Source organism: Yersinia proxima (assembly GCF_902170785.1).
Classification (GTDB): Bacteria; Pseudomonadota; Gammaproteobacteria; order Enterobacterales; family Enterobacteriaceae; genus Yersinia; species Yersinia proxima.
The window spans coordinates 764119-785215 of sequence record NZ_CABHYG010000004.1 but is presented as its reverse complement, the minus strand read 5'-3'; the positions used below and the strand labels follow the sequence as shown (position 1 = coordinate 785215).

Sequence of the window (21097 nt, the reverse complement as noted above, 5' to 3'; positions counted from 1 at the left end):
AACGTATTGGACTGATGGCTTTTTTTATTGATTAACCCAGCCTATTGCCCTGGCTGTCATAGCAGCCAAGTATGCGGGGAGTACCACTTTGAATGCCATCTATCAAGACGACGTCACTGCGAGTCACAAATATCTGGGTACGGAAACTCATAATAACCGGGCTACCAATTGGGAACTGGCCCGCCAGACGCAGACAATAATCAATACTGTCATCGTTAATTGGTAATACTGGGGATTGGCTAAATTGGTTATCGTGCCAAATTAACGCATTTTGCAAATGACCACGACGATAATAACCGCCGCCAAATACATAGCTATTATCAGCAAAATGATGGGAAATCTCGGACAGATATAGCATGGATATCTGTTCTGGTTGGTCGCCATGCTGATTGGCGGGCATGGTTCCGGTTAGCGCATGGCCTGGTTCGCTGTGTGTTATCCCTAATTGGGCCAACTGGGGGAGGGTGGTACAACTGGTTGCTGAGGGGGCATTTACCTGTTCAATGGTGACATCTTCTGCTTGCAGGATATCCCGCGCGGCCAATAAAGTTTGCATATTGGCTGTTGGCAAAGTTTGCCGCAACTGAGGGTCATATACCATACAGGGAAAGTGTGTTATCCCGACCAATCGCACGCCCGGCATCTCTCGCAGAGCTGTAATGATAGCCGGTAAATGATTTAACTCGAACCCCGCTTCTTGCCCTGAATAGAGCAAATCTCCTGATTGGCAGACCTTCAACATTAAGGGTTGGATAATATGTTGGCGATGTGCCGCCTGTGATATTTCCAGTGCCTTTTCCAATGAGAAAACGGTTATGACTTCTGGTCGCTGACGAATTATTTCCGCCAGCATGACAGAAGGTGGCTGCACCAGATGGCCAATATGAGCAACAGGAATAGCGTGGCGATAGAGCTGTCGAGCCTCTTTAAAATCTACTGCCACCATGCCGTGATAATGGGTGCCCTGATAACTGCAAGCCAGCAGCCGGCGACACAACTCCGGATTACGGCCAAACTGCTTGCTCATCAAATACAATTTTACCTGGTGATGATGGGCCGTTTGCAGCAGTAAGTGGGCATTAGCTTCAGTTTGTTCCACATCGATGACATAGCTATCAGGATAAATTTTTCCCTGGTGCCAAAACGAGATAGCTGCATCAATAAGTTTAGCGTTTTGTTTTAATAGGGTTTTTAAAAACATTTTATGTCCTGGACGCCCTAGGCATAATTACGTTTGTTAAATAATTATTATTTTGAATATTTTTTATAAAAGAGACCCTGGTGTTGTATTTTCGAGCGCTACCCTCACAAATTTGCTTTAGCGCAGCAAGGGCGTGTCACTAGACAGGTATAGACCGTAAAGGTTCGCGAGTAAATATCCGATTTCATTTTCTGCCGGTTTTAATGAAAAATAGGCCAATAAATCCTGATTTATTTCCCGAATATAGTGAATTTCTTCGCTTTGAATAATCTCCGCTAATATTGCCGGGTCTAACGCAGCGATCTCTTCACCCCGGCGGGTTCGCATTAATGCATTCGCCATATGGGTGATCGCCATCACCCCTTGATCACCATGTATCGGCAATTGCCAAAAGTTCTCTAACCGGTTGATAACCTGGTCTAATCCCTGACCAATGTCATGGTCAATAACCCCTGACTGACACAGAATATTCAGACGCGCATCAATACAAATCTTCAAAGAGTGGCCTCCCGAAAATAGCTTGGTTTGCTAACCAGATTGATATGATTAATAGCGAGGTTCTATCTCGCCGTTCTGTACTGCTCGCTGGTGGTTAAGCAGTAATGTCTCATTAATGCCTTTTTCCAGTAGTAATTTGATCGGATGATTGTCGGGCCGAATAAGGATAACGGCTTGCGAGGCTTGAATATAACGCTCATCGCCTTGCAGTTTGATTGCCTGCAAATCTTCATGAGGGACATTATCCGCCAGATTCCAAATAGCGGCATCAATATCACCACGATTTATATGTGCGATACAATCGCTATAAGGTAATTCAACCAATTCGATAGGTTGCCCGGCAAATTTAATCTCAGTGAGCAGACATTGATCGGGGGAACGTGGATCTAGCCCCACTCGACGAATATTATTTTGCTCACCACGGCGGCAAATAAGTTGGTGACCATCCACGTAGGAGCCATTTCCCAGATTTAATGCCAGAGCGACTTTCCCTTGATCCAGATAACTTTTCGCTGCCAGATGCGAAACCACTGCCATATCGTAAATACCGTCTATCAGACATTCTATCCGCACTTCAGCGCCGCGCATATGGGCAAAATAAAGGGGAAGTAAGGTAAATTGCTCTCTTAAGCCACTGGCTAAACCTTCATAAAGTTTGGTGTAAGGCAGGGGCATAGCACATACCATATTACCCAGATCAGCCTGTTGCAGTAACAGTGGCATATTCAGATCAATCAACAAGGTGCCATTGCGACCCCGGCGTTCAACGATGATAGCACCATCCGCTTCCAGCACTTTTAATGCGTGCTGTACCACGCCGACTGAGATGCCGAAATTATCGGATAACTCATCAATGGTTTTAAGCCGATTCCCCGCGCGCTCACCAATTAAATAGCGCGCCATGGATACCAATGCCAACCCTTCTTTTTTTATGAATTTCTTACTCATGGTAGGTCAATTCAGCCTTAATCCACCCTATGTTACCGGGTAATAAATAGTAAGGGATAATGTCAGCTATATAATTAATTTTCAGTTATATCAATATCTAGACATTCATCCGAATGTATCATCGTGGCAATATTGAATGAGGATATATGAGATCTAAATCACGTTCTACCACATTTAAAAGCAATAAGTAGACGGATTTTTATAACGAAGATGCAGGGGAGCGAGAGTGGCATCCCCTGAGAAATGAAATTCAATAATTAAATGACTTTATGTGGGCCGAAGCACTCATAATGAATGCGTTCCGCAGCGACCCCTTGCGCTAATAATTGGCGGCCAGCAAATTGCATAAAAGCTAACGGGCCGCAGAAGTAATAATGTCGGTTGGGATCGGCTGCCAGCCATTGATGTGAGCTGAGGTCCATTAACCCTTTACTGTGATAATCCTTCTCATGACTATCTTGGGCGGTTGGTTCGCGATACCAGACATGGCGGCTGAGATTGGGCATATTGTCCGAAATAGCGGCAACTTCGTCGGCAAAAGCATGCACTCGCCCATTTTCAGCGGCATGTAACCAATGCACTGGTGCGGGATGTTGCTGATTGTGCAAGGTGTTGAGCATACTCAACATCGGGGTTTGACCCACGCCAGCTGAAATCAGCGCTACGGGAGTATCCGGCGTAATGTCCAGGAAGAAATCACCACGCGGAGGGGCAATGCGCACACTGTCGCCTTCGTTCAATTCACGGTGCATATAATTAGAAACTGTCCCTTGTTCTTCGCGTTTCACCGCAATACGGTAGGTTTTTCCGTTTGGTGCAGCTGTCAGGGAGTATTGGCGGATTTCCTGATATTCAAGCCGTTCATCTTCAATATAAATACCCAGATATTGTCCTGGTTTGAAATCCAATACCCGGCCACCGTCTTCAGGTGCTAACACAAAACTGCAAATAACCTCACTCTGCATCTCTTTTTTGATGATGCGGAAACGGCGCAAGGTTCGCCAACCGCCGGTGCTGCTTTCACCTTGCTGATAAATTTGGCTTTCCCGCGTAATAAACACATCCGCCAGTACCCCATAGGCTTTCGCCCAGGCATCTAACACTTCCTGACCAGGAGAAAACATTTCATCCAGAGTACGTATCAAGTGATGACCGACGATCGAGTAATGCTCAGGCTGAATGTTTAAACTGGTGTGTTTCTGGGCAATACGTTCAACTGCGGGCAGTAAAGCGGCCAGATTTTCAATATTTGCTGCATAAGCACAAATGGCGTTGAACAGCGCTTCGCGTTGATCCCCATTAATCTGATTGCTCATGTTGAAAATATGTTTCAGCTCGGGATTATGCTCAAACATGCGGTCATAGAAATGCGCTGTTAGCTTGGGGCCAGTGGCGGCCAGTAACGGAATGGTGGATTTAACGGTGGCGATGGTTTGGCTATCCAGCATGCGGTGCTCCTTAAATATTTATCCCTTTTGCCCTGACTGCGACGCCAATGACTTCAGGTGTTATTGTGTGTAATTCAATACATGTATTTTAAATGCATCTTATAGATCGCTCTTTAATTTGTAAATGCACTTTCCGATGCTGGGCGAATTACGCATATCGCGTCAGTTCACAGAATATGAAAAAATCACATAATGAATATGAGGATAATTCCGTTGCACTGGATGAAGTCTGAACAGGTCAAAGCCTTACGCAGTCTGTAGCCAATCGTTTGCGTAAAAACCTCTGTCAAGACCTATCTTAACGAGGGGGAAACAGTTTACACTGTGGGACAGAACCCAAACGGGTGGTCCACTAGGTATATTTAGCAAGCTAAGTCAGGAGAGCCGGATGTTAAAGCGTGAAATGAACATTGCCGATTATGATGCAGATCTATGGCGTGCAATGGAGCAAGAAGTGGTGCGCCAGGAAGAGCACATCGAGCTGATTGCCTCTGAGAACTACACTAGCCCGCGTGTTATGCAGGCTCAGGGTTCACAGTTGACCAACAAATATGCTGAAGGCTATCCGGGCAAGCGTTACTACGGTGGCTGTGAGTATGTTGATATCGTTGAGCAGTTAGCCATTGACCGTGCAAAAGAGTTATTCGGTGCGGATTACGCCAACGTTCAGCCGCATTCCGGTTCTCAGGCGAACGTGGCCGTTTACTCTGCATTGCTGCAACCGGGTGACACTGTTTTGGGGATGAATTTGGCGCACGGCGGCCATTTGACCCACGGCTCACCGGTTAACTTCTCCGGCAAACTGTACAATATCGTTCCTTACGGCATTGATGAGTCTGGCAAAATTGATTATGAAGATATGGCGCGTCAGGCCGAAATTCATAAACCAAAAATGATCATCGGCGGCTTCTCAGCTTATTCCGGTATTGTTGACTGGGCCAAAATGCGCGAAATCGCCGACAGCATCGGCGCATGGTTCTTTGTCGATATGGCTCACGTAGCGGGCCTGGTTGCTGCTGGCGTTTATCCTAACCCAGTTCCACATGCACATATCGTAACCACTACCACGCACAAAACACTGGCTGGCCCACGCGGTGGCTTGATTTTGGCGAAAGGCGGTGATGAAGATCTGTATAAAAAGCTGAACTCCTCTGTGTTCCCAGCGAACCAGGGTGGCCCGTTGATGCATGTTATCGCCGGTAAAGCGGTAGCACTGAAAGAAGCGATGGAGCCTGAGTTCAAGGTTTACCAGCAGCAAGTGGCTAAGAACGCGAAAGCCATGGTCGCTGTCTTCCTGGAACGCGGTTATAAAGTGGTTTCTGGCGGTACAGATAACCACCTGTTCTTGCTTGATTTGGTTGACAAAAATATCACCGGTAAAGATGCCGATGCTGCTTTGGGTCGTGCCAATATCACGGTAAATAAGAATAGCGTACCTAACGATCCGAAAAGCCCGTTTGTCACTTCTGGTGTGCGTATTGGTAGCCCGGCAATCACTCGCCGTGGTTTCAAAGAAGAAGAGTCTCGCGAGCTAGCTGGCTGGATGTGTGATGTGTTGGATAACATCACCGACGAAGCCACTATCGAACGTATCAAACAGAAAGTGTTGGCTATCTGCGCCCGTTTCCCGGTTTACGCATAATCTTGTCAGATTCGCTCTAACCTAATGAAAACCCGCAAAATGCGGGTTTTTGAGATGAATGACAAAGTACTCGTATCGGTGAAAACAGGCAGATCGTAAAGACGCCACACTTCTTTTGTTAAAACAAGCCCTCCCTGGGGGCTCGAGCCGCGCCGTCCCTGGCGCGGACGCTTTACTCTTCTACCTGCCTTCACCTTGCAAGATCGAGTTGTCGAAGTTTGTCAGCAGTCTGAAACCCGCGAAATGCGGGTTTTTTGTCGTTTACGTCACATAAATGTGAAGCCAATCTCAAATTACATGTTTGCCTAATGACAAAGTTGCTAGCAGACGGGGCCTCTGTCACAGTGACCGGCTGACCTCGGAGGGATTCATGGTATTGCAATCAACACGTTGGCTGTCGCTCAGCTATTTCACCTATTTCTTTTCTTATGGCATTTTCCTGCCTTTCTGGGGCATCTGGTTGCAAGGAGAAGGGATACCGCCTGAAACTATTGGTATTTTGCTTGGCGCTGGATTAATTTCCCGCTTTCTCGGCAGCTTGATTATTGCTCCCAGTGTTAAAGATCCCTCTTATCTGGTCACTGCCATCCGGATTCTGGCACTCCTGACATTAGCCTTTGCGGTTGGCTTTTGGTTTGGTCATGGTTGGGCCTGGCTGATGGTGATTATTGCCGGTTTTAACCTGTTTTTTGGCCCATTAGTGCCACTGACCGATGCGCTGGCGGCGACCTGGCAAAAACAGATAACCATGGATTACGGCAAGGTTCGGCTATGGGGGTCGCTGGCTTTTGTTATTGGTTCTGCATTGACCGGTAAGTTAGTTTCGGTCTGGGGTCACCCGGCGATCCTTTACAGTTTACTGTTCGGCGTTTCAGCCATGTTACTGGGAGCATTGCTGAAACCCAGCGTGATGCCTCAGGGAGAAGTTAAGCACGCTAATGTGGTTGCCACCGACTGGAAAGTGTTGCTATCTGAGCCGCAGGTGTGGCGCTTTTTACTCTGCGTGACTTTATTGCAGGGTGCACATGCCGGTTATTACAGTTTCAGTTCAATTTACTGGAAAGATGCGGGTTATTCCGCCGCAACTATCGGCTATTTATGGTCGCTGGGCGTGGTGGCTGAGATCCTGGTATTCGCATTCAGCAATGTCCTTTTCCGCCGCTGGACTGCCCGCAGCCTGCTACTGCTTTCGGCCGTGAGCGGCATTATTCGCTGGAGTTTGATGGCTTCGACGACGGAACTGCCGTGGTTGATCCTGATTCAAATCCTGCATTGCGGCTCATTCACTGTTTGCCATTTGGCCGCGATGCGCTTTATTGCCGCCCGGCGTGGGGCAGATGTGATTCGTTTGCAGTCCGTTTATTCTGCACTGGCGATGGGCGGGGGAATTGCGGTGATGACGGTTATTTCGGGGTTCCTGTTCGAACATTATCAGGGGGGGGTGTTCTGGGTAATGGCATTAATAGTGATCCCAGCGCTATTTATTCGCCCTCGGGTGGTGGCAAACCCGGAAGACCTCACCTATTAGGGCAAATCCAACAGGTGGCGTAACTGCTTGTTTTGTTGTTCAGTTATGGGCAATAACACCTGAATCAGCGGAGGCGTTGATTCAGGTTGTCGCACAGCATAAGGCGTTAGCACCACCGCTGTACCGGAGGGTGCTCCAGATTGGAGATACACATCATGGGGCAAGTACTTAATATGCAATGGTAAAAGCGTTAACTCACGAATTTGCTGCTCAACTTGTTGTTCTAATTCCGAATTATTACGTGTCAGTAGTAAAATCTGCTTTTCCTGTAATGCATTTTCTTGCATCAACCAGGCACCAAAACTAATGGCTATCAGCGCAACTTCGTCGGCAGAAAATTGAATCTGATACTCTTGCTCGAATATAACCAATGCTTGCCGGGTGGTTCGTAGCAGCCGGGGATATTGTCGATTCACCTCTTCCAGTGATGAGTTATCAATACCGATATTGAAATAACAGCGTTCAATAGCAGGGGCGAGATGTGCAAAAAGCTGATTCATCAGCATCTCATTGCTGCCCAGCGTCATTCCGGAGAGCTGTTGAAAACGCATGACTAATTGGTTAGTGGCCGTGATCAGACGTGAATCTTCCGCTGATTGGGTACTGTGATAACGGTGTGCCTTAATCATGGTTAACATCAAGATAAGTACGTCGCGTTCGATTTTATCGAGCGGGTTGCCCAACAGTGGATTAAATGAATCAAATAGACTGTCAGCGGCCGCCAGTGCCGGCTTACGTGTCAACCATTGTTGCTGGGTGAGGGATAACTCTGGCGCAGCATGTTGCCGATTTTCCCAAGTACAATAGGCCAAATACAGTTGTAAGAACTGACGATCTTTTTCATTAAGTTGGCGGTTCAAAAAGGGTTCACACTGGGTGATAATTTGGGGCAAGGCCTCTGAAATCAGTCGGTTATCCCATGAGAGTGCCTCATATAAACGGGGAGAAAAATAGTGCTCAACAAATTCAGGACAATAGCGAACTCCCCGACGTAGCCAGTGGATTAAGCACAGCCTTTTATCCAGTCGATTGCCCTGAATCAAGTAGCTATCATCGGTATTAGCACTCAGTTGCAAATGGTAGAAACGCTGGATTTCATTAGCAACCTCGGCTATATCTTGCCGGGTAGTTGGCTGCTCAACGCCGTTGAATTGGCTGATAGTGTCCAAGTGTACTGTGCTTGCGGGCATAAATAGCATCAGTAGCATGTGGCAGCGGCGTTGTTGACCGGATAGTGGTTGACTGGATAACTGGGGCACAGAAGAAGTGTCCAGGTGCATATAACCTTCCGTGATGGATGCGTTGTTATTCATCAGTCTTAAGCATAGCAAAAGAGATTCTATCCGGTTTACTGAGGTCAGGAGCTTTTACATCGACTTACAACTTACATCACAGTTATTGCTGAATTTCCAAGGATTGATGCATGCAGACTATGTTATGTTATAACAAATTAAGTGCGTTTAAGCGGCTGATAGCTCTACTGTTAGTGGGTAGCATTTGTATTTATAGCCAAATAGCGGAGGCGCATCCGCACAGTTTTATCGATATGGATGCCACTTTTGTCAGCGAAAAACAGACATTAGTGGGAATAAAAATGGTATGGACAATGGACGAAATCACCTCTGCGGACCTGCTATATGATGCAGAAAATGCCAAAAGTGATTCTGAAATTTGGAAGAAATTGGCAGCCGAAGTGATGGCTAATGTGTTGGGACAGCACTATTTCACTGATATCTACCGTGATGGTAAGCCGGTGAAATATAAAAATTTACCGACCGAATATCATTTGTCTCGCAAAGGCCATCAGGCGGTTTTGGAATTCGTGTTACCTCTGGCTGAACCGCAACCCTTGGTCGGAAAGCCTTTTATTATCTCGACTTACGATCCGACCTATTTTGTGGATATGACCTATGCCGATAATAAGGCAGTCAGGCTGTCGGCTGAGATGGCAAAAAGTTGCAAATTAACCTTATTCACACCAAACCCCAATGCTTCCTTACAGGCCTATGCGTTGTCGTTGGATAAAAGTGATTCACCGGGAGAAGATATGGAACTTGGCAAACAATTCGCCCAACGGGTAACTGTGCAATGTCAGTAGGTCTCACCCCCATTGCGCGGCCAAGACATTGGCTAATCAATTTATGGCCGCTGCTGCTTTTCTTAGTGTTATTGGCCGGTGCCGCTCAACTTGCCTGGCTCTATTGGCCGGAACTGCTGTTCAAAACGGTAGTCTGGCAAAAAAGTATGCATCAGCAGATGGCCCAGTTACTGCAACAGGTCAAAGCCAATCCGCATCAAACTGGTCTGGCGTTGATGATGTTCAGCCTGATTTACGGCGTGCTTCATGCTGTTGGGCCGGGGCACGGTAAAGTGGTGATAGTGACTTATCTGGCAACCCATCCGGCACAACTCAAAAACAGTCTGAAACTGACTTTTGCTGCGTCGATATTGCAAGGTGGTGTCGCGATCATGCTGGTAACGGTGCTGCTGGGTGTGTTGCAACTCTCGTCGCGTTATTTGCATCAAAGCAGCTTCTGGTTGGAAAAAGGCAGTTTTCTGCTGGTTATCGCGCTCGGGATTTTGTTATGTTTTCGCGCAATAAAACGGCTTTACCATCAAGTAAAGCAATTGAAGCCGCAGAAAATCAGCATCCAGCGTATACAGCCGTTGAGTGCAGATCATGTTCACAGTGAGAGTTGCGGCTGCGGGCATCGCCATATGCCGAGTTCTCAAGAGCTGCAAGCGGGCAATGACTGGCGCACCCGTTTGGCGATTATTTTGGCGATGGGGATGCGGCCTTGCTCCGGCGCAATTATGGTGCTGCTATTTGCCAAAGTGATTGGGGTTTACTGGTGGGGCATTTTGTCGGCCATTGCTATGGCTATTGGCACATCATTGACCATTTCGTTGCTGGCGCTGTTTGTTCACTATGCGCGGCGTCTGGCAGTGCATTTAAGTCGTAAACGAGCACCTGCGGCCTGGGGATCGATAGCCTGGGCGACATTGGCCTTAACTGGCGGCCTCATTTTATTGTTTGCCGGAGTGCTACTTTATCTTTCCAGCCAGCCGGAAATGATGGGTGGGATAAGGCCATTTGGCCGTTAATCCTCACAATAAAAAAGCCAGTCAGTGTTAGCCGACTGGCTTTTTTGTATCAAACCGTCATTCATATATACTCTAAATAATTCGAGTTGCGGGAAGGCGGCAAGAGAGAAAATCCCGATGAGCTTACATCAGTAAGTGATTCGGGTTATTGAACGCAGCCAACGCACATGCAGCTTGAAGTATGACGAGTATAGAATTAACGTTTTAAGGCATCACTCACTTCGGCCTGAACTATAGACTGAAGAATACCTTTTACAACGCGCGGGTTACCGGCCACGATATTGCCAGAGCTGAAGTGATTATGACCACCGGCAAAGTCAGTTACCACACCACCTGACTCACGAACTAACAGCTCGCCGCCAGCAAAATCCCACGGCTTCAGGCCAATTTCAAAGAAACCGTCAACACGGCCGGCGGCAACATAGGCCAAATCCAGTGCCGCAGAACCGGTGCGACGAAAATCTGCGCACTGTTCAAACAGTTTGCCAACAATACGGATATACGCCGGAGCATGTTGTTTAACTTTGAATGGGAAGCCAGTTGCCAGAATGGTGCCGTCTAAATCTTTGGCATTGGTGCCACGCAGGCGATAACCATTTAATTGAGCGCCTTGACCACGAGTAGCTGTAAACAGTTCGTTACGCATTGGGTCATAAACTACGGCAACTTCGGTACGGCCTTTGATGCGTACGGCGATAGAAACAGCGAAATGAGGAAGACGTTTAATGAAGTTGGTAGTGCCATCCAGTGGATCAATAACCCATTGCACATCATAATCTTCGCCGACCAACTCACCGCATTCTTCACCAATAATGGTGTGTTTTGGGTAAGATTTACGGATAACGTCAACAATCATAGACTCGGCATCGCGGTCAACGTTGGTAACAAAATCGTTGCTGCCTTTTTGGCTCGCTTCTACGGAGTCAGGCGTTTCATAATGTTTGGCAATCAGGTTACCGGCCTTACGCGCAGCGCGTATGGCGATAGTCAGCATTGGATGCATGGGTATCTTCCACTAGGATGTTAAAGAACGAGAAACGGCGCATAGTATAGCAGGGGTTCGGATAAATGCCTATACCCGTCACCCTTCAAGATGCAGGGGTGTTGGCTGCTCTTATTTGCCCTGGTCACTTAGTTATCTAAGCTCCCTGGGCCCCACTCGGTTGCCGCCTACCTGCAACTCGAAGTAGCTTGGGTATATGTCTGTGTTAAGATATGCCGATTCCCCGTTATCCTCAGAGTTTGTATGTTACACAATATTCGTATCGTTTTGGTTGAGACCTCACACACCGGCAATATGGGCTCGACAGCCAGAGCCATGAAAACAATGGGATTAACCAATTTGTATCTGGTCAATCCTTTAGTCAAACCGGATTCTCAGGCCATTGCACTATCCGCCGGTGCCAGCGATGTGATCGGCAATGCCACCATCGTTGATACCTTGGATGAAGCATTGGCGGGATGTAGCCTGGTGGTGGGTACTAGTGCACGTTCTCGCACCTTGCCCTGGCCAATGCTAGAACCGCGTGAATGTGGTGTTCGCAGCGCACGCGAAGCGGAACATGCGCCGGTTGCTCTGGTGTTTGGCCGTGAACGGGTGGGGCTAACGAATGATGAGCTGCAAAAGTGCCATTATCATGTCGCAATCCCGGCAAACCCGGAATACAGTTCGCTGAATCTGGCTATGGCGGTGCAAATTTTAGCGTATGAAGTGCGAGTGGCCTTCCTCGATCGCCAGCAGGCTGCCGCACCAATAGTAGAAGAAGAGGAAGCTCCTTATCCATTAGTGGATGATCTGGAGCGTTTCTATCTACATTTGGAGCAGGTTTTATCTCATACCGGCTTTATTCGTCAGGCTCATCCGGGGCAGATTATGAGTAAATTGCGCCGTCTGTTTACCCGTGCGCGCCCGGAAGCTCAAGAGCTGAATATCCTGCGTGGGATGCTGACATCTATTGAGAAACAAGATAAATATCCACAACGTGGGGCAGATGGCAGCGAGCATAACGGTAAAAATTAATGCTTTATATCAATTGGTTATTATGAAAACTAACCCAAATTATTAGAAATGGAATAGTTAAATAATACTTGAGTGATTTACTAGGTTAAATAGTTGACTAAAACACTCAAGAATGTCAGAATTCTGGCTTGTTTTCACCAACAGGTAATTTTAGCTATGAGACTGACTTCCAAAGGCCGTTATGCCGTGACCGCCATGCTTGATGTGGCATTACATTCCCAGGACGGGCCAGTTCCTCTGGCAGATATTTCTGAACGTCAGGGGATCTCATTATCCTATCTGGAACAGCTTTTTTCACGGTTACGCAAAAATGGCTTAGTGGCCAGCGTTCGTGGTCCAGGTGGCGGTTACCTGCTGGGTAAAGATGCATCCGCAATCGCGGTCGGTGCTGTTATCACCGCCGTTGACGAATCTGTCGATGCGACCCGTTGCCAGGGAAAAGAAGGTTGTCAGGGTGGCGATCGTTGCCTGACTCATACCTTGTGGCGTGATTTGAGTGAGCGCATCAGCAGCTTCCTCAATAACATCACATTGGCAGAACTGGTGAATAACCAAGATATTCTTGAGGTTGCGGATCGTCAGAATAACGATACGCGCCGTACGGCTAATGGCCGACCGCAAGAGACGATCAACGTCAATCTGCGCGCATAAGCAGAGTCTGCGGAATTTTACGTTTTGGAAGTGATGTACGGAGCATAAGAGCAATGACCGAATCAAAAATAAAGACACCGATCTATCTGGACTATGCAGCAACGACCCCGGTAGATCCTCGTGTCGCTGAAAAAATGATGCAGTATCTGACTCTGGACGGCATTTTTGGTAACCCTGCCTCTCGTTCTCATAAGTTCGGCTGGCAAGCAGAAGAAGCTGTTGATATTGCACGTAATGATATTGCTGCATTGGTAGGTGCTGACCCTCGCGAGATAGTCTTCACCTCCGGTGCAACCGAGTCTGATAACCTCGCGCTTAAAGGTGCCGCTAACTTCTATCAGAAGAAAGGCAAGCACATCATCACCTGTAAGACCGAACATAAAGCTGTGTTGGATACTTGTCGCCAGTTGGAGCGTGAAGGCTTCGAAGTGACTTATTTGGCACCGCAGTCTAACGGTATTATCGACCTGAAACAGCTTGAAGCTGCGATGCGTGAAGACACTATCTTGGTTTCTATCATGCATGTGAATAATGAAATCGGTGTGGTGCAAGATATCGCGGAAATCGGCGAAATGTGCCGCAGTCGCGGGATCATTTTCCACGTTGATGCTACGCAAAGCGTCGGTAAATTACCGATTGATCTGAGCAAACTGAAAGTCGATTTGATGTCCTTCTCTGCCCATAAAGTTTATGGCCCGATGGGCATTGGTGCGCTATTTGTTCGCCGTAAACCGCGTATTCGTATCGAAGCCCAGCAGCACGGCGGCGGTCATGAGCGTGGTATGCGTTCGGGTACTTTGCCAGTACATCAGATTGCGGGTATGGGCGAAGCCTATCGTATAGCCAAAGAAGAGATGGAAAGCGAAGCTGCCCGTCTGCGTTCACTGCGCCTGCGCTTGTGGAACGGTATCAAAGATATCGAAGAAGTTTACCTGAATGGCGATTTAGAGAATGGCGCACCTGGCATTCTTAATGTCAGCTTCAACTATGTTGAAGGTGAATCGCTTATCATGGCATTGAAAGATCTGGCAGTTTCATCGGGTTCAGCCTGTACTTCCGCGAGTCTGGAACCTTCTTATGTGTTGCGCGCGTTGGGGATGAACGACGAATTGGCTCACAGTTCAATCCGTTTCTCTCTGGGGCGTTTCACCACTGAAGAAGAGATCGACTACGCCATTGCGCTGGTACGTAAATCCATTGGCCGCTTGCGTGATTTGTCTCCGCTATGGGAGATGTTCAAGCAGGGCGTGGATATCAGCAGCATTGAATGGTCTCACCATTAATTCCAGACTTTAAGACTCAGGAGTAATCACATGGCTTACAGCGAAAAAGTAATCGATCACTACGAAAACCCACGCAACGTTGGGTCATTCGATAATGCAGACCCTACCATTGGTAGCGGCATGGTTGGCGCACCCGCTTGTGGTGATGTTATGAAATTGCAGATCAAAGTTAACGAAGCCGGCATTATCGAAGATGCACGTTTCAAGACTTATGGCTGCGGTTCTGCCATTGCTTCCAGTTCTCTGGTAACTGAATGGATGAAAGGCAAGTCTCTCGATCAGGCTGAAGCGATCAAAAATACACAGATCGCGGAAGAACTGGAGTTACCGCCAGTCAAAATCCACTGCTCGATTTTGGCAGAAGATGCCATTAAAGCAGCTATCGCCGACTACAAAAGCAAACATACTGCCAAGTAGTTGTAATATAGATACCCTAAATAATTCGAGTTACAGGAAGGCGGTTAGCGCACTTGTAGCTTGAAGTATGACGGGTATAAGTTATCAGAGTTGAGGAAGGTCTATGTCGATATCAATCAGCGACAGTGCTGCACAGCGGGTCAGCGCCTTTTTAAATAACCGTGGTAAGGGTTTGGGTCTGCGCTTAGGCGTTCGGACGTCGGGCTGCTCCGGTATGGCGTATATCCTGGAATTTGTTGATGAAATGAACGATGACGACATCGTTTTTGAAGACAAAGGCGTGAAAGTGATCATCGACGGCAAAAGCATGGTCTATCTTGACGGCACCGAATTGGATTTCGTCAAAGAAGGTCTGAACGAAGGCTTTAAGTTCAACAATCCGAACGTCTCCAGTGAGTGCGGATGTGGCGAAAGTTTTAACGTTTGATCCCTGTTTTGTCCCTACCTCAGGCACTTGTGCTTCATACAGCTCTCATACGTTATAAGAGGGCTGTATAACTTTCAGCTAAGCCATCACATATTCTTGAGCATGCTATGGATTACTTCACACTATTTGGGCTGCCGCCTCAGTACCTGATTGATGGTAGCCGACTCACGACCCGCTATCAGGAATTGCAGCGCCAATTCCATCCTGACCGTTTTGCCAATCAGCCTGAACGCGAGCGTTTGGCCTCATTACAGCAAGCCGCGACCATCAATGACGCCTACCAAACTCTCAAGCATCCGTTAAAACGGGCTGAGTATATGCTATCTTTGCAGGGTTTTGATTTAGGCAATGAACAACATACACTGCGTGATACCGCTTTTCTGATGGAACAATTAGAGTTGCGGGAAGAGCTTGATGCTATCGAACGCAGCCCGGATGCTGAAATACAACTCGCTGCATTCAATAACCGCCTGGCTTTGATGACAAAAACGCGCAGCCAACTGATGGTTGAGCAATTGGATCAGCAACAGTGGGAACAAGCCGCTGATACGGTTCGAAAATTACGTTTTCTGGATAAATTACAGCAACAGGTTGAACAGCTCGAAGAGCGGCTGTTTGATGATTTATCTCGATAGTTTAGTGAAGTGAAAAGTTGTATCTAATTGATAAAAATAAATAAAGATCAATTTATTGATGACTGCAATGCCCAGCTACTTCTTATTAGGGTGCGTCACTAACGTTTTTATATGCTCTAAATAATTCGAGTTGCAGGAAGGCGGCAACCGAGTGAGTCCCTGGGAGCTTAGATAACTAAGTGACTAGGGTAAGCAAGGGCAGCCAACGCATATGCAGCTTGAAGTATGACGAGTATAGATTGATGGAAGCTCAACATGGCCTTATTACAAATTAGTGAGCCTGGTTTAACTGCGGCACCACACCAACGTCGGTTGGCCGCAGGGATAGATTTAGGCACCACAAATTCATTAGTAGCCACTGTGCGCAGCGGTAAAGCGCAAACTCTGGCAGATGAACAGCTGCGGGATCTTTTACCGTCGGTGGTTCACTATCAACGAAATAACATTGATGTCGGCTGGAATGCGCGCGATTTAGCTGCATTGGATCCGGTCAATACTATTAGTTCAGTCAAACGCATGATGGGCCGTTCTTTGGCCGATATCGTGCAGCGCTACCCTAATCTGCCTTACCAGTTTCAGCCTAGTGAAAATGGCTTGCCGATGATCCAGACTGCCAGCGGGTTAGTTAACCCGGTGCAAGTGTCTGCGGATATCCTAAAAGCATTGGCACAGCGGGCGCGTGCCGCATTGGAAGGTGAACTCGACGGTGTAGTGATTACCGTTCCGGCTTACTTTGATGACGCTCAGCGTCAGGGAACCAAAGATGCAGCCCGCTTAGCGGGGTTGCATGTGTTGCGTTTGCTTAATGAGCCGACCGCAGCGGCTATCGCCTATGGTCTGGATTCAGGCCAGGAAGGGGTGATTGCTGTTTACGACTTAGGCGGCGGAACATTTGATATCTCTATCTTGCGTTTAAGCCGTGGTGTGTTTGAAGTATTGGCAACTGGCGGTGATTCTGCGCTGGGTGGGGATGACTTCGACCACTTATTAGCTGATTGGCTGCGCGAGCAAGCCGGTATTGATTCCCGTGATGATCATGGTGTCCAGCGGCAATTACTTGATGCGGCGATCGCAGCCAAAATTGCCTTGAGTGATGCCGAGGTTGCTGATGTCTCGGTCGCTGGTTGGCAAGGGCAAATCACCCGTGAGCAATTTGAATCGCTGATCGCTTCATTAGTTAAGCGCACATTAATGGCTTGTCGCCGTGCGTTAAAAGATGCTGGCGTGACGGCTGACGAAGTGTTGGAAGTGGTGATGGTAGGCGGTTCGACCCGTGTACCGCTAGTGCGTGAGCAGGTGGGGCAATTCTTTGGTCGCACGCCACTGACCTCAATTGATCCCGATAAAGTAGTCGCTATTGGCGCGGCGATCCAAGCAGACATTCTGGTGGGGAATAAACCTGACAGTGATATGTTGCTGCTGGATGTTATCCCACTGTCATTAGGGCTGGAAACCATGGGTGGTTTAGTGGAAAAAGTGATTCCACGCAATACCACCATTCCGGTCGCCCGCGCGCAAGAGTTCACCACCTTTAAAGATGGTCAGAGTGCGATGACTATCCACGTGCTACAAGGTGAACGTGAGTTGGTACAGGATTGTCGTTCCCTGGCCCGTTTTGCCTTACGTGGTCTGCCGCCGCTGCCAGCGGGAGGGGCACATATTCGTGTGACTTTCCAGGTTGATGCGGATGGGTTATTGAGTGTCACGGCGATGGAGAAATCCACCAGCGTGGAGGCATCGATTCAGGTGAAGCCTTCCTATGGGCTATCCGATGATGAAATTGCCAATATGATTAAAGATTCAATGGCGAATGCGCAAAGTGATATCGGCGCGCGTAAGCTGGCGGAACAACAAGTCGAAGCCTCTCGTGTGCTGGAAAGTTTACAAGGCGCATTGGCAGAAGATGCAGCATTACTCAGTGAGCAAGAAAGTACTGCTATCGCTCAGGCGATGGCGGCATTACAGCAGCAGATGCAGGGCACTGACCCACACGCAATCGAAGCTGCGATAAAAGCGTTAGATGCACAAACGCAAGATTTTGCCGCGCGCCGAATGGATGCTTCTATTCGCCGTGCTTTGGCTGGCCATTCAGTGGATGAGGTTTAATCATGCCCAAAATAGTATTTCTGCCCCATAAAGACCTTTGCCCGGATGGTGCAGTACTGGAAGCAACTCAAGGTGAAACCATATTAGATGTCGCCTTGCGTAATGGAATCGACATCGAACATGCTTGTGAGAAATCCTGTGCCTGTACCACTTGCCACTGTGTGGTGCGGGAAGGTTTTGATTCTCTGCCAGAAAGCAGTGAACTGGAAGATGACATGCTGGATAAAGCCTGGGGGCTGGAGCCAGAAAGTCGCCTGAGTTGTCAGGCCAGAGTGACGGATGAAGATCTGGTGGTTGAGATCCCGCGTTATACCATTAACCATGCGCGAGAGCATTAATCATAAGTGGGAACATTGATATGAGCTTAACCTGGCAAGATACCCGCGAAATTGGCGAAGCGCTGTATGATCAGTTTCCGGATACTGATCCGAAAACAGTGCGTTTCACCGATATGCACCAATGGATCTGCGACTTAGAAGATTTCGATGACGATCCGCAGGGATCAAATGAAAAAGTGCTGGAAGCGATCCTTCTGGTCTGGTTAGATGAGTTTGAATAAATATACCCGTCATCTTTCAAACTGCAGGTATGTTGGCTGCTCTCGTTCACCCGAATCACTTACTTGGGTAAGCTCATCGGGATTCACTTGTTTGCCGCCTTCCTGCATCTTGAAATCTATTGGGTATGGTAGGGTCGCACGAGCGGCCCTTTTTTCTATTGTTACTTTATAGCTGGCTGTTACTGTATAGCAGACAGTATTTTTCGAGTAGAACGTTTTGATCCGCCGTGGCTAACACAGGGCCACGTATAACTAGCTGAATAACAGCAAAAAATAATAATGAAGAGGTTGTCATGACAGAAACAATGCAAGTATCCCTATCAAATAACCCCGCTGACGCCCGTTGGGGTGAGAAAGCGTTACTCAGCACCGATGCTGAGGGGATAACGATTCATCTGACCGGTAATGGCAAATTAGGTGCGATTCAACGTGCCGCCCGTAAAATCGACGGGCAGGGCATCAAACACGTAAAATTGGCCGGGGACGGCTGGGGTTTGGAACAAAGCTGGGCATTCTGGCAGGGGTTCCGTGGGCCAAAAGGCCAGCGCAGCGTGGAGTGGGCAGAACTGCCAGAGAACGAAAAAACCGAGCTGGAACAGCGGCTGAAAATTATTGACTGGGTGCGCGATACTATTAATGCACCGGCAGAAGATTTGGGGCCAGAGCAACTGGCTAAAAACGCGATTGATTTACTCTGTTCAGTATCATGCGATGCTGTTAGTTACCGTATTACCAAAGGTGAAGACCTGCGTGAGCAGGGTTATGCCGGGATTTACACTGTTGGTCGTGGTTCTGATCGCGCGCCGGTGTTGTTGGCGTTGGACTATAACCCAACCGGTAATCCCGATGCGCCAGTGATGGCGTGCCTGGTCGGTAAAGGTATTACTTTTGATTCAGGTGGTTATAGCCTGAAACAGAGCGCCTTTATGGATTCGATGAAATCGGATATGGGTGGTGCTGCGACAGTTACCGGTGCATTGGCACTGGCCGCGGCTCGTGGCTTGAAAGAGCGTGTGAAACTGTATTTGTGTTGCGCAGATAATATGGTGAGCGGTAATGCCTTTAAACTGGGTGATATCATTCGCTATCGTAATGGCAAGACGGTTGAAATCATGAATACCGATGCAGAAGGGCGCTTGGTATTAGCCGATGGTCTGATTGATGCGTCGGAACAGAATGCTCCGCTGATTATTGATGCGGCTACCTTAACCGGCGCCGCGAAAACTGCCTTGGGTAATGATTACCATGCTCTGTTTAGCTTTGATGATCAACTGGCGCAAGAGTTGTTAAACAGTGCCAAAAGTGAGCACGAACCTTTCTGGCGTTTGCCGCTGGCAGAATTCCATCGCAGCCAGTTACCGTCTAATTTTGCTGAATTGAATAATGTCGCGGGTGCAGCCTACAGTGCCGGTGCCAGCACCGCTGCTGCGTTCTTGTCGCATTTCGTGAAAGAGTATCAGCAAGGCTGGTTGCACATTGACTGTTCTGCCACTTACCGTAAAGGTGCGGTTGAGCAATGGTCGGCCGGTGCTACAGGCTTGGGTGTTCGTACCATTGCTAACCTATTGTTGGCGAAAGAAAAACAGTAAGTTTGGTGAAGCAGGGGCTAGCATACCTACGGGCACTCCGGCGGCTCACGCCGCTACGACCCAAACGGCATGCTTCCCCTTCGTCAAGCTTTGTAAATTATCAATGGGGGCGCATTTGCGTCCCTTGGTTTGATCTGTTTGATGTACTTCTGGAGTAGAGCATGAGTGTGCCGCAGTCCCCTGATGATAAGCACGATCATCACCATCACGATGAAGACCAAAGCCTGGAATCCTTGCTAAAACTGGCGGCGACGGAGTCTATTTATCGCACCGCCTTTTTCCGTGCATTGTTAGATGCGACAGTTTTAGTGCTGGTGGACGATTCAGAGCAACGCGGCGAAGACGGTGAAATGACATTCACTGCGGGCAATGGGGTGAATATTCTGCATTGGGAAAAGCAGGATGGCGAATCGGTCATTCCATTCTTTACCTCGGTCGAGGTGTTACAGCAGGCGCTGGATATCGCCGAAGATCAACCGATTGACATTGATAATCAGCCTTTTATCGCGATGCCAGTGCGAGTGTTATTTGAAATGACACAGGGCGCACATCTGTTTTTGAATCCGAAATCAGAACACGGTAAAGAGTTTTGGCCGCAAGAAGTGGCGATGTTATTGGAAAACGGCGGTTTAGCTCAACCGGCGGAAATGGTCGTGGATAAAGAGAGTCAAATTCTGCTGGGCCAACCGGAAGAGTATCCGGCGGCAATGGTTGATGCTTTGATTCAACTGTTCAGCCAGCGCAAACCGGTACGGCGTGCATTTCTGGCGCTGATGCATGATAAGAGTGTGGATGAGAAACCTAACTTATTGATTGGGCTGGAAGTAGATGGCTCTATTGATGAGATTGACCAACTGATCCAAGAGGCCGGTAATGTGGCCAGTGACCATGCACCTGATGATGGCCCGGTCGATTTTTGTGTGGTGAATGAGAAAGAGCGGGGAGTCAGTCACTATCTGATGACCCATACCCAGGCGTTTTATCAGCGCAGATGGGGCAGTTGGCTTAGAAATGTAATTCCTTCAGTTAATCATTAGTCT

21 protein-coding genes are annotated in these 21097 nt (G+C 48.1%); 15 read left to right on the top strand and 6 right to left on the bottom strand.

Translation table 11 applies throughout. From position 1 onward, the window contains the following. Positions 1 to 31 precede the first annotated feature (31 nt). The 4 genes from FTB31_RS05565 to hmpA form a co-directional block, all read right to left on the bottom strand. Entirely contained in the window at positions 32 to 1201 is a 1170-nt protein-coding gene (locus tag FTB31_RS05565) for a YhfX family PLP-dependent enzyme (RefSeq protein ID WP_227731190.1), read from the bottom strand. A 117-nt stretch (positions 1202 to 1318) separates the two neighbouring features. Continuing rightward, entirely contained in the window at positions 1319 to 1699 is a 381-nt protein-coding gene (locus FTB31_RS05560) for a PRD domain-containing protein (RefSeq protein WP_050076400.1), read from the bottom strand. 48 nt (positions 1700 to 1747) lie between these two features. After that, complete coding sequence (gene yhfZ / locus FTB31_RS05555) at positions 1748 to 2647, bottom strand: GntR family transcriptional regulator YhfZ (protein ID WP_050076399.1); 900 nt, start codon at positions 2645 to 2647, stop codon at positions 1748 to 1750. A 257-nt stretch (positions 2648 to 2904) separates the two neighbouring features. Further along, positions 2905 to 4095 (bottom strand): NO-inducible flavohemoprotein, encoded by a 1191-nt coding sequence (gene hmpA / locus FTB31_RS05550; RefSeq protein ID WP_050076398.1) that lies wholly within the window; start codon positions 4093 to 4095, stop codon positions 2905 to 2907. A 388-nt stretch (positions 4096 to 4483) separates the two neighbouring features. Between hmpA and glyA the strand changes: the two genes are divergently transcribed. Together glyA and FTB31_RS05540 are read left to right on the top strand one after the other, a co-directional pair. Further along, positions 4484 to 5737, top strand: coding sequence for a serine hydroxymethyltransferase (glyA, locus tag FTB31_RS05545; protein WP_005159491.1), 1254 nt, complete (start codon positions 4484 to 4486; stop codon positions 5735 to 5737). Between the two features lie 370 nt (positions 5738 to 6107). Next, the gene (locus FTB31_RS05540) at positions 6108 to 7265 is read left to right on the top strand and encodes a 3-phenylpropionate MFS transporter (protein WP_050076397.1); all 1158 of its coding nucleotides are present in this window, start codon (positions 6108 to 6110) and stop codon (positions 7263 to 7265) included. Here FTB31_RS05540 and csiE read toward each other — a convergent pair. Continuing rightward, on the bottom strand, positions 7262 to 8545 hold the full coding sequence (gene csiE, locus FTB31_RS05535; RefSeq protein ID WP_227731189.1) for a stationary phase inducible protein CsiE: 1284 nt from the start codon (positions 8543 to 8545) through the stop codon (positions 7262 to 7264). The genes FTB31_RS05540 and csiE overlap by 4 nt on opposite strands. A 152-nt stretch (positions 8546 to 8697) precedes the next feature. Between csiE and FTB31_RS05530 the strand changes: the two genes are divergently transcribed. Then, on the top strand, positions 8698 to 9363 hold the full coding sequence (locus FTB31_RS05530) for a DUF1007 family protein (RefSeq protein ID WP_407084052.1): 666 nt from the start codon (positions 8698 to 8700) through the stop codon (positions 9361 to 9363). Continuing rightward, entirely contained in the window at positions 9354 to 10370 is a 1017-nt protein-coding gene (locus tag FTB31_RS05525) for a nickel/cobalt transporter (protein WP_227719475.1), read from the top strand. The genes FTB31_RS05530 and FTB31_RS05525 overlap by 10 nt, the downstream gene beginning before the upstream one ends. Positions 10371 to 10566: 196 nt before the next feature. On the opposite strand, the gene suhB is transcribed toward FTB31_RS05525, so the two are convergent. Further along, a complete protein-coding gene (suhB, locus tag FTB31_RS05520) occupies positions 10567 to 11373 on the bottom strand; it encodes an inositol-1-monophosphatase (RefSeq protein ID WP_005172639.1) in 807 nt (268 codons plus the stop codon). A gap of 243 nt (positions 11374 to 11616) precedes the next feature. Between suhB and trmJ the strand changes: the two genes are divergently transcribed. The 11 genes from trmJ (at position 11617) to sseB (ending at position 21094) form a co-directional block, all read left to right on the top strand. Continuing rightward, on the top strand, positions 11617 to 12390 hold the full coding sequence (gene trmJ, locus FTB31_RS05515) for a tRNA (cytosine(32)/uridine(32)-2'-O)-methyltransferase TrmJ (protein ID WP_011815777.1): 774 nt from the start codon (positions 11617 to 11619) through the stop codon (positions 12388 to 12390). Between the two features lie 156 nt (positions 12391 to 12546). Further along, on the top strand, positions 12547 to 13041 hold the full coding sequence (iscR, locus tag FTB31_RS05510) for a Fe-S cluster assembly transcriptional regulator IscR (protein WP_004707916.1): 495 nt from the start codon (positions 12547 to 12549) through the stop codon (positions 13039 to 13041). 68 nt (positions 13042 to 13109) lie between these two features. Next, positions 13110 to 14324: an IscS subfamily cysteine desulfurase gene (locus FTB31_RS05505; RefSeq protein ID WP_227719492.1), complete on the top strand. Its 1215-nt coding sequence runs from the start codon at positions 13110 to 13112 to the stop codon at positions 14322 to 14324. 30 nt (positions 14325 to 14354) lie between these two features. Continuing rightward, positions 14355 to 14741, top strand: coding sequence for a Fe-S cluster assembly scaffold IscU (gene iscU, locus FTB31_RS05500; RefSeq protein ID WP_005159510.1), 387 nt, complete (start codon positions 14355 to 14357; stop codon positions 14739 to 14741). Between the two features lie 103 nt (positions 14742 to 14844). Further along, the gene (gene iscA, locus FTB31_RS05495) at positions 14845 to 15168 is read left to right on the top strand and encodes an iron-sulfur cluster assembly protein IscA (protein ID WP_004702422.1); all 324 of its coding nucleotides are present in this window, start codon (positions 14845 to 14847) and stop codon (positions 15166 to 15168) included. Between the two features lie 107 nt (positions 15169 to 15275). Further along, the gene (hscB, locus tag FTB31_RS05490) at positions 15276 to 15803 is read left to right on the top strand and encodes a co-chaperone HscB (protein ID WP_077173735.1); all 528 of its coding nucleotides are present in this window, start codon (positions 15276 to 15278) and stop codon (positions 15801 to 15803) included. 255 nt (positions 15804 to 16058) lie between these two features. Beyond that, positions 16059 to 17909: a Fe-S protein assembly chaperone HscA gene (gene hscA / locus FTB31_RS05485; RefSeq protein ID WP_227731187.1), complete on the top strand. Its 1851-nt coding sequence runs from the start codon at positions 16059 to 16061 to the stop codon at positions 17907 to 17909. A gap of 2 nt (positions 17910 to 17911) precedes the next feature. Next, entirely contained in the window at positions 17912 to 18247 is a 336-nt protein-coding gene (gene fdx / locus FTB31_RS05480) for an ISC system 2Fe-2S type ferredoxin (protein ID WP_004713939.1), read from the top strand. A gap of 20 nt (positions 18248 to 18267) precedes the next feature. After that, a complete protein-coding gene (gene iscX / locus FTB31_RS05475; protein ID WP_004702435.1) occupies positions 18268 to 18468 on the top strand; it encodes a Fe-S cluster assembly protein IscX in 201 nt (66 codons plus the stop codon). A gap of 293 nt (positions 18469 to 18761) precedes the next feature. After that, positions 18762 to 20057, top strand: coding sequence for an aminopeptidase PepB (pepB, locus tag FTB31_RS05470; protein ID WP_227731186.1), 1296 nt, complete (start codon positions 18762 to 18764; stop codon positions 20055 to 20057). 161 nt (positions 20058 to 20218) lie between these two features. Further along, positions 20219 to 21094: an enhanced serine sensitivity protein SseB gene (gene sseB / locus FTB31_RS05465; protein ID WP_050076388.1), complete on the top strand. Its 876-nt coding sequence runs from the start codon at positions 20219 to 20221 to the stop codon at positions 21092 to 21094. Positions 21095 to 21097 lie beyond the last annotated feature (3 nt).

Excerpts from the sequence above, each read along its gene's own strand:
- FTB31_RS05565 (WP_227731190.1), bottom strand. The coding sequence starts at position 1,201 with ATGTTTTTAAAAACCCTATTAAAACAAAACGCTAAACTTATTGATGCA.
- yhfZ (WP_050076399.1), bottom strand. The coding sequence starts at position 2,647 with ATGAGTAAGAAATTCATAAAAAAAGAAGGGTTGGCATTGGTATCCATG.
- hmpA (WP_050076398.1), bottom strand. The coding sequence starts at position 4,095 with ATGCTGGATAGCCAAACCATCGCCACCGTTAAATCCACCATTCCGTTA.
- glyA (WP_005159491.1), top strand. The coding sequence starts at position 4,484 with ATGTTAAAGCGTGAAATGAACATTGCCGATTATGATGCAGATCTATGG.
- FTB31_RS05540 (WP_050076397.1), top strand. The coding sequence starts at position 6,108 with ATGGTATTGCAATCAACACGTTGGCTGTCGCTCAGCTATTTCACCTAT.
- csiE (WP_227731189.1), bottom strand. The coding sequence starts at position 8,545 with ATGCACCTGGACACTTCTTCTGTGCCCCAGTTATCCAGTCAACCACTA.
- FTB31_RS05530 (WP_407084052.1), top strand. The coding sequence starts at position 8,698 with ATGTTATGTTATAACAAATTAAGTGCGTTTAAGCGGCTGATAGCTCTA.
- FTB31_RS05525 (WP_227719475.1), top strand. The coding sequence starts at position 9,354 with ATGTCAGTAGGTCTCACCCCCATTGCGCGGCCAAGACATTGGCTAATC.
- suhB (WP_005172639.1), bottom strand. The coding sequence starts at position 11,373 with ATGCATCCAATGCTGACTATCGCCATACGCGCTGCGCGTAAGGCCGGT.
- trmJ (WP_011815777.1), top strand. The coding sequence starts at position 11,617 with ATGTTACACAATATTCGTATCGTTTTGGTTGAGACCTCACACACCGGC.
- iscR (WP_004707916.1), top strand. The coding sequence starts at position 12,547 with ATGAGACTGACTTCCAAAGGCCGTTATGCCGTGACCGCCATGCTTGAT.
- iscU (WP_005159510.1), top strand. The coding sequence starts at position 14,355 with ATGGCTTACAGCGAAAAAGTAATCGATCACTACGAAAACCCACGCAAC.
- iscA (WP_004702422.1), top strand. The coding sequence starts at position 14,845 with ATGTCGATATCAATCAGCGACAGTGCTGCACAGCGGGTCAGCGCCTTT.
- hscB (WP_077173735.1), top strand. The coding sequence starts at position 15,276 with ATGGATTACTTCACACTATTTGGGCTGCCGCCTCAGTACCTGATTGAT.
- hscA (WP_227731187.1), top strand. The coding sequence starts at position 16,059 with ATGGCCTTATTACAAATTAGTGAGCCTGGTTTAACTGCGGCACCACAC.
- fdx (WP_004713939.1), top strand. The coding sequence starts at position 17,912 with ATGCCCAAAATAGTATTTCTGCCCCATAAAGACCTTTGCCCGGATGGT.
- iscX (WP_004702435.1), top strand. The coding sequence starts at position 18,268 with ATGAGCTTAACCTGGCAAGATACCCGCGAAATTGGCGAAGCGCTGTAT.
- pepB (WP_227731186.1), top strand. The coding sequence starts at position 18,762 with ATGACAGAAACAATGCAAGTATCCCTATCAAATAACCCCGCTGACGCC.
- sseB (WP_050076388.1), top strand. The coding sequence starts at position 20,219 with ATGAGTGTGCCGCAGTCCCCTGATGATAAGCACGATCATCACCATCAC.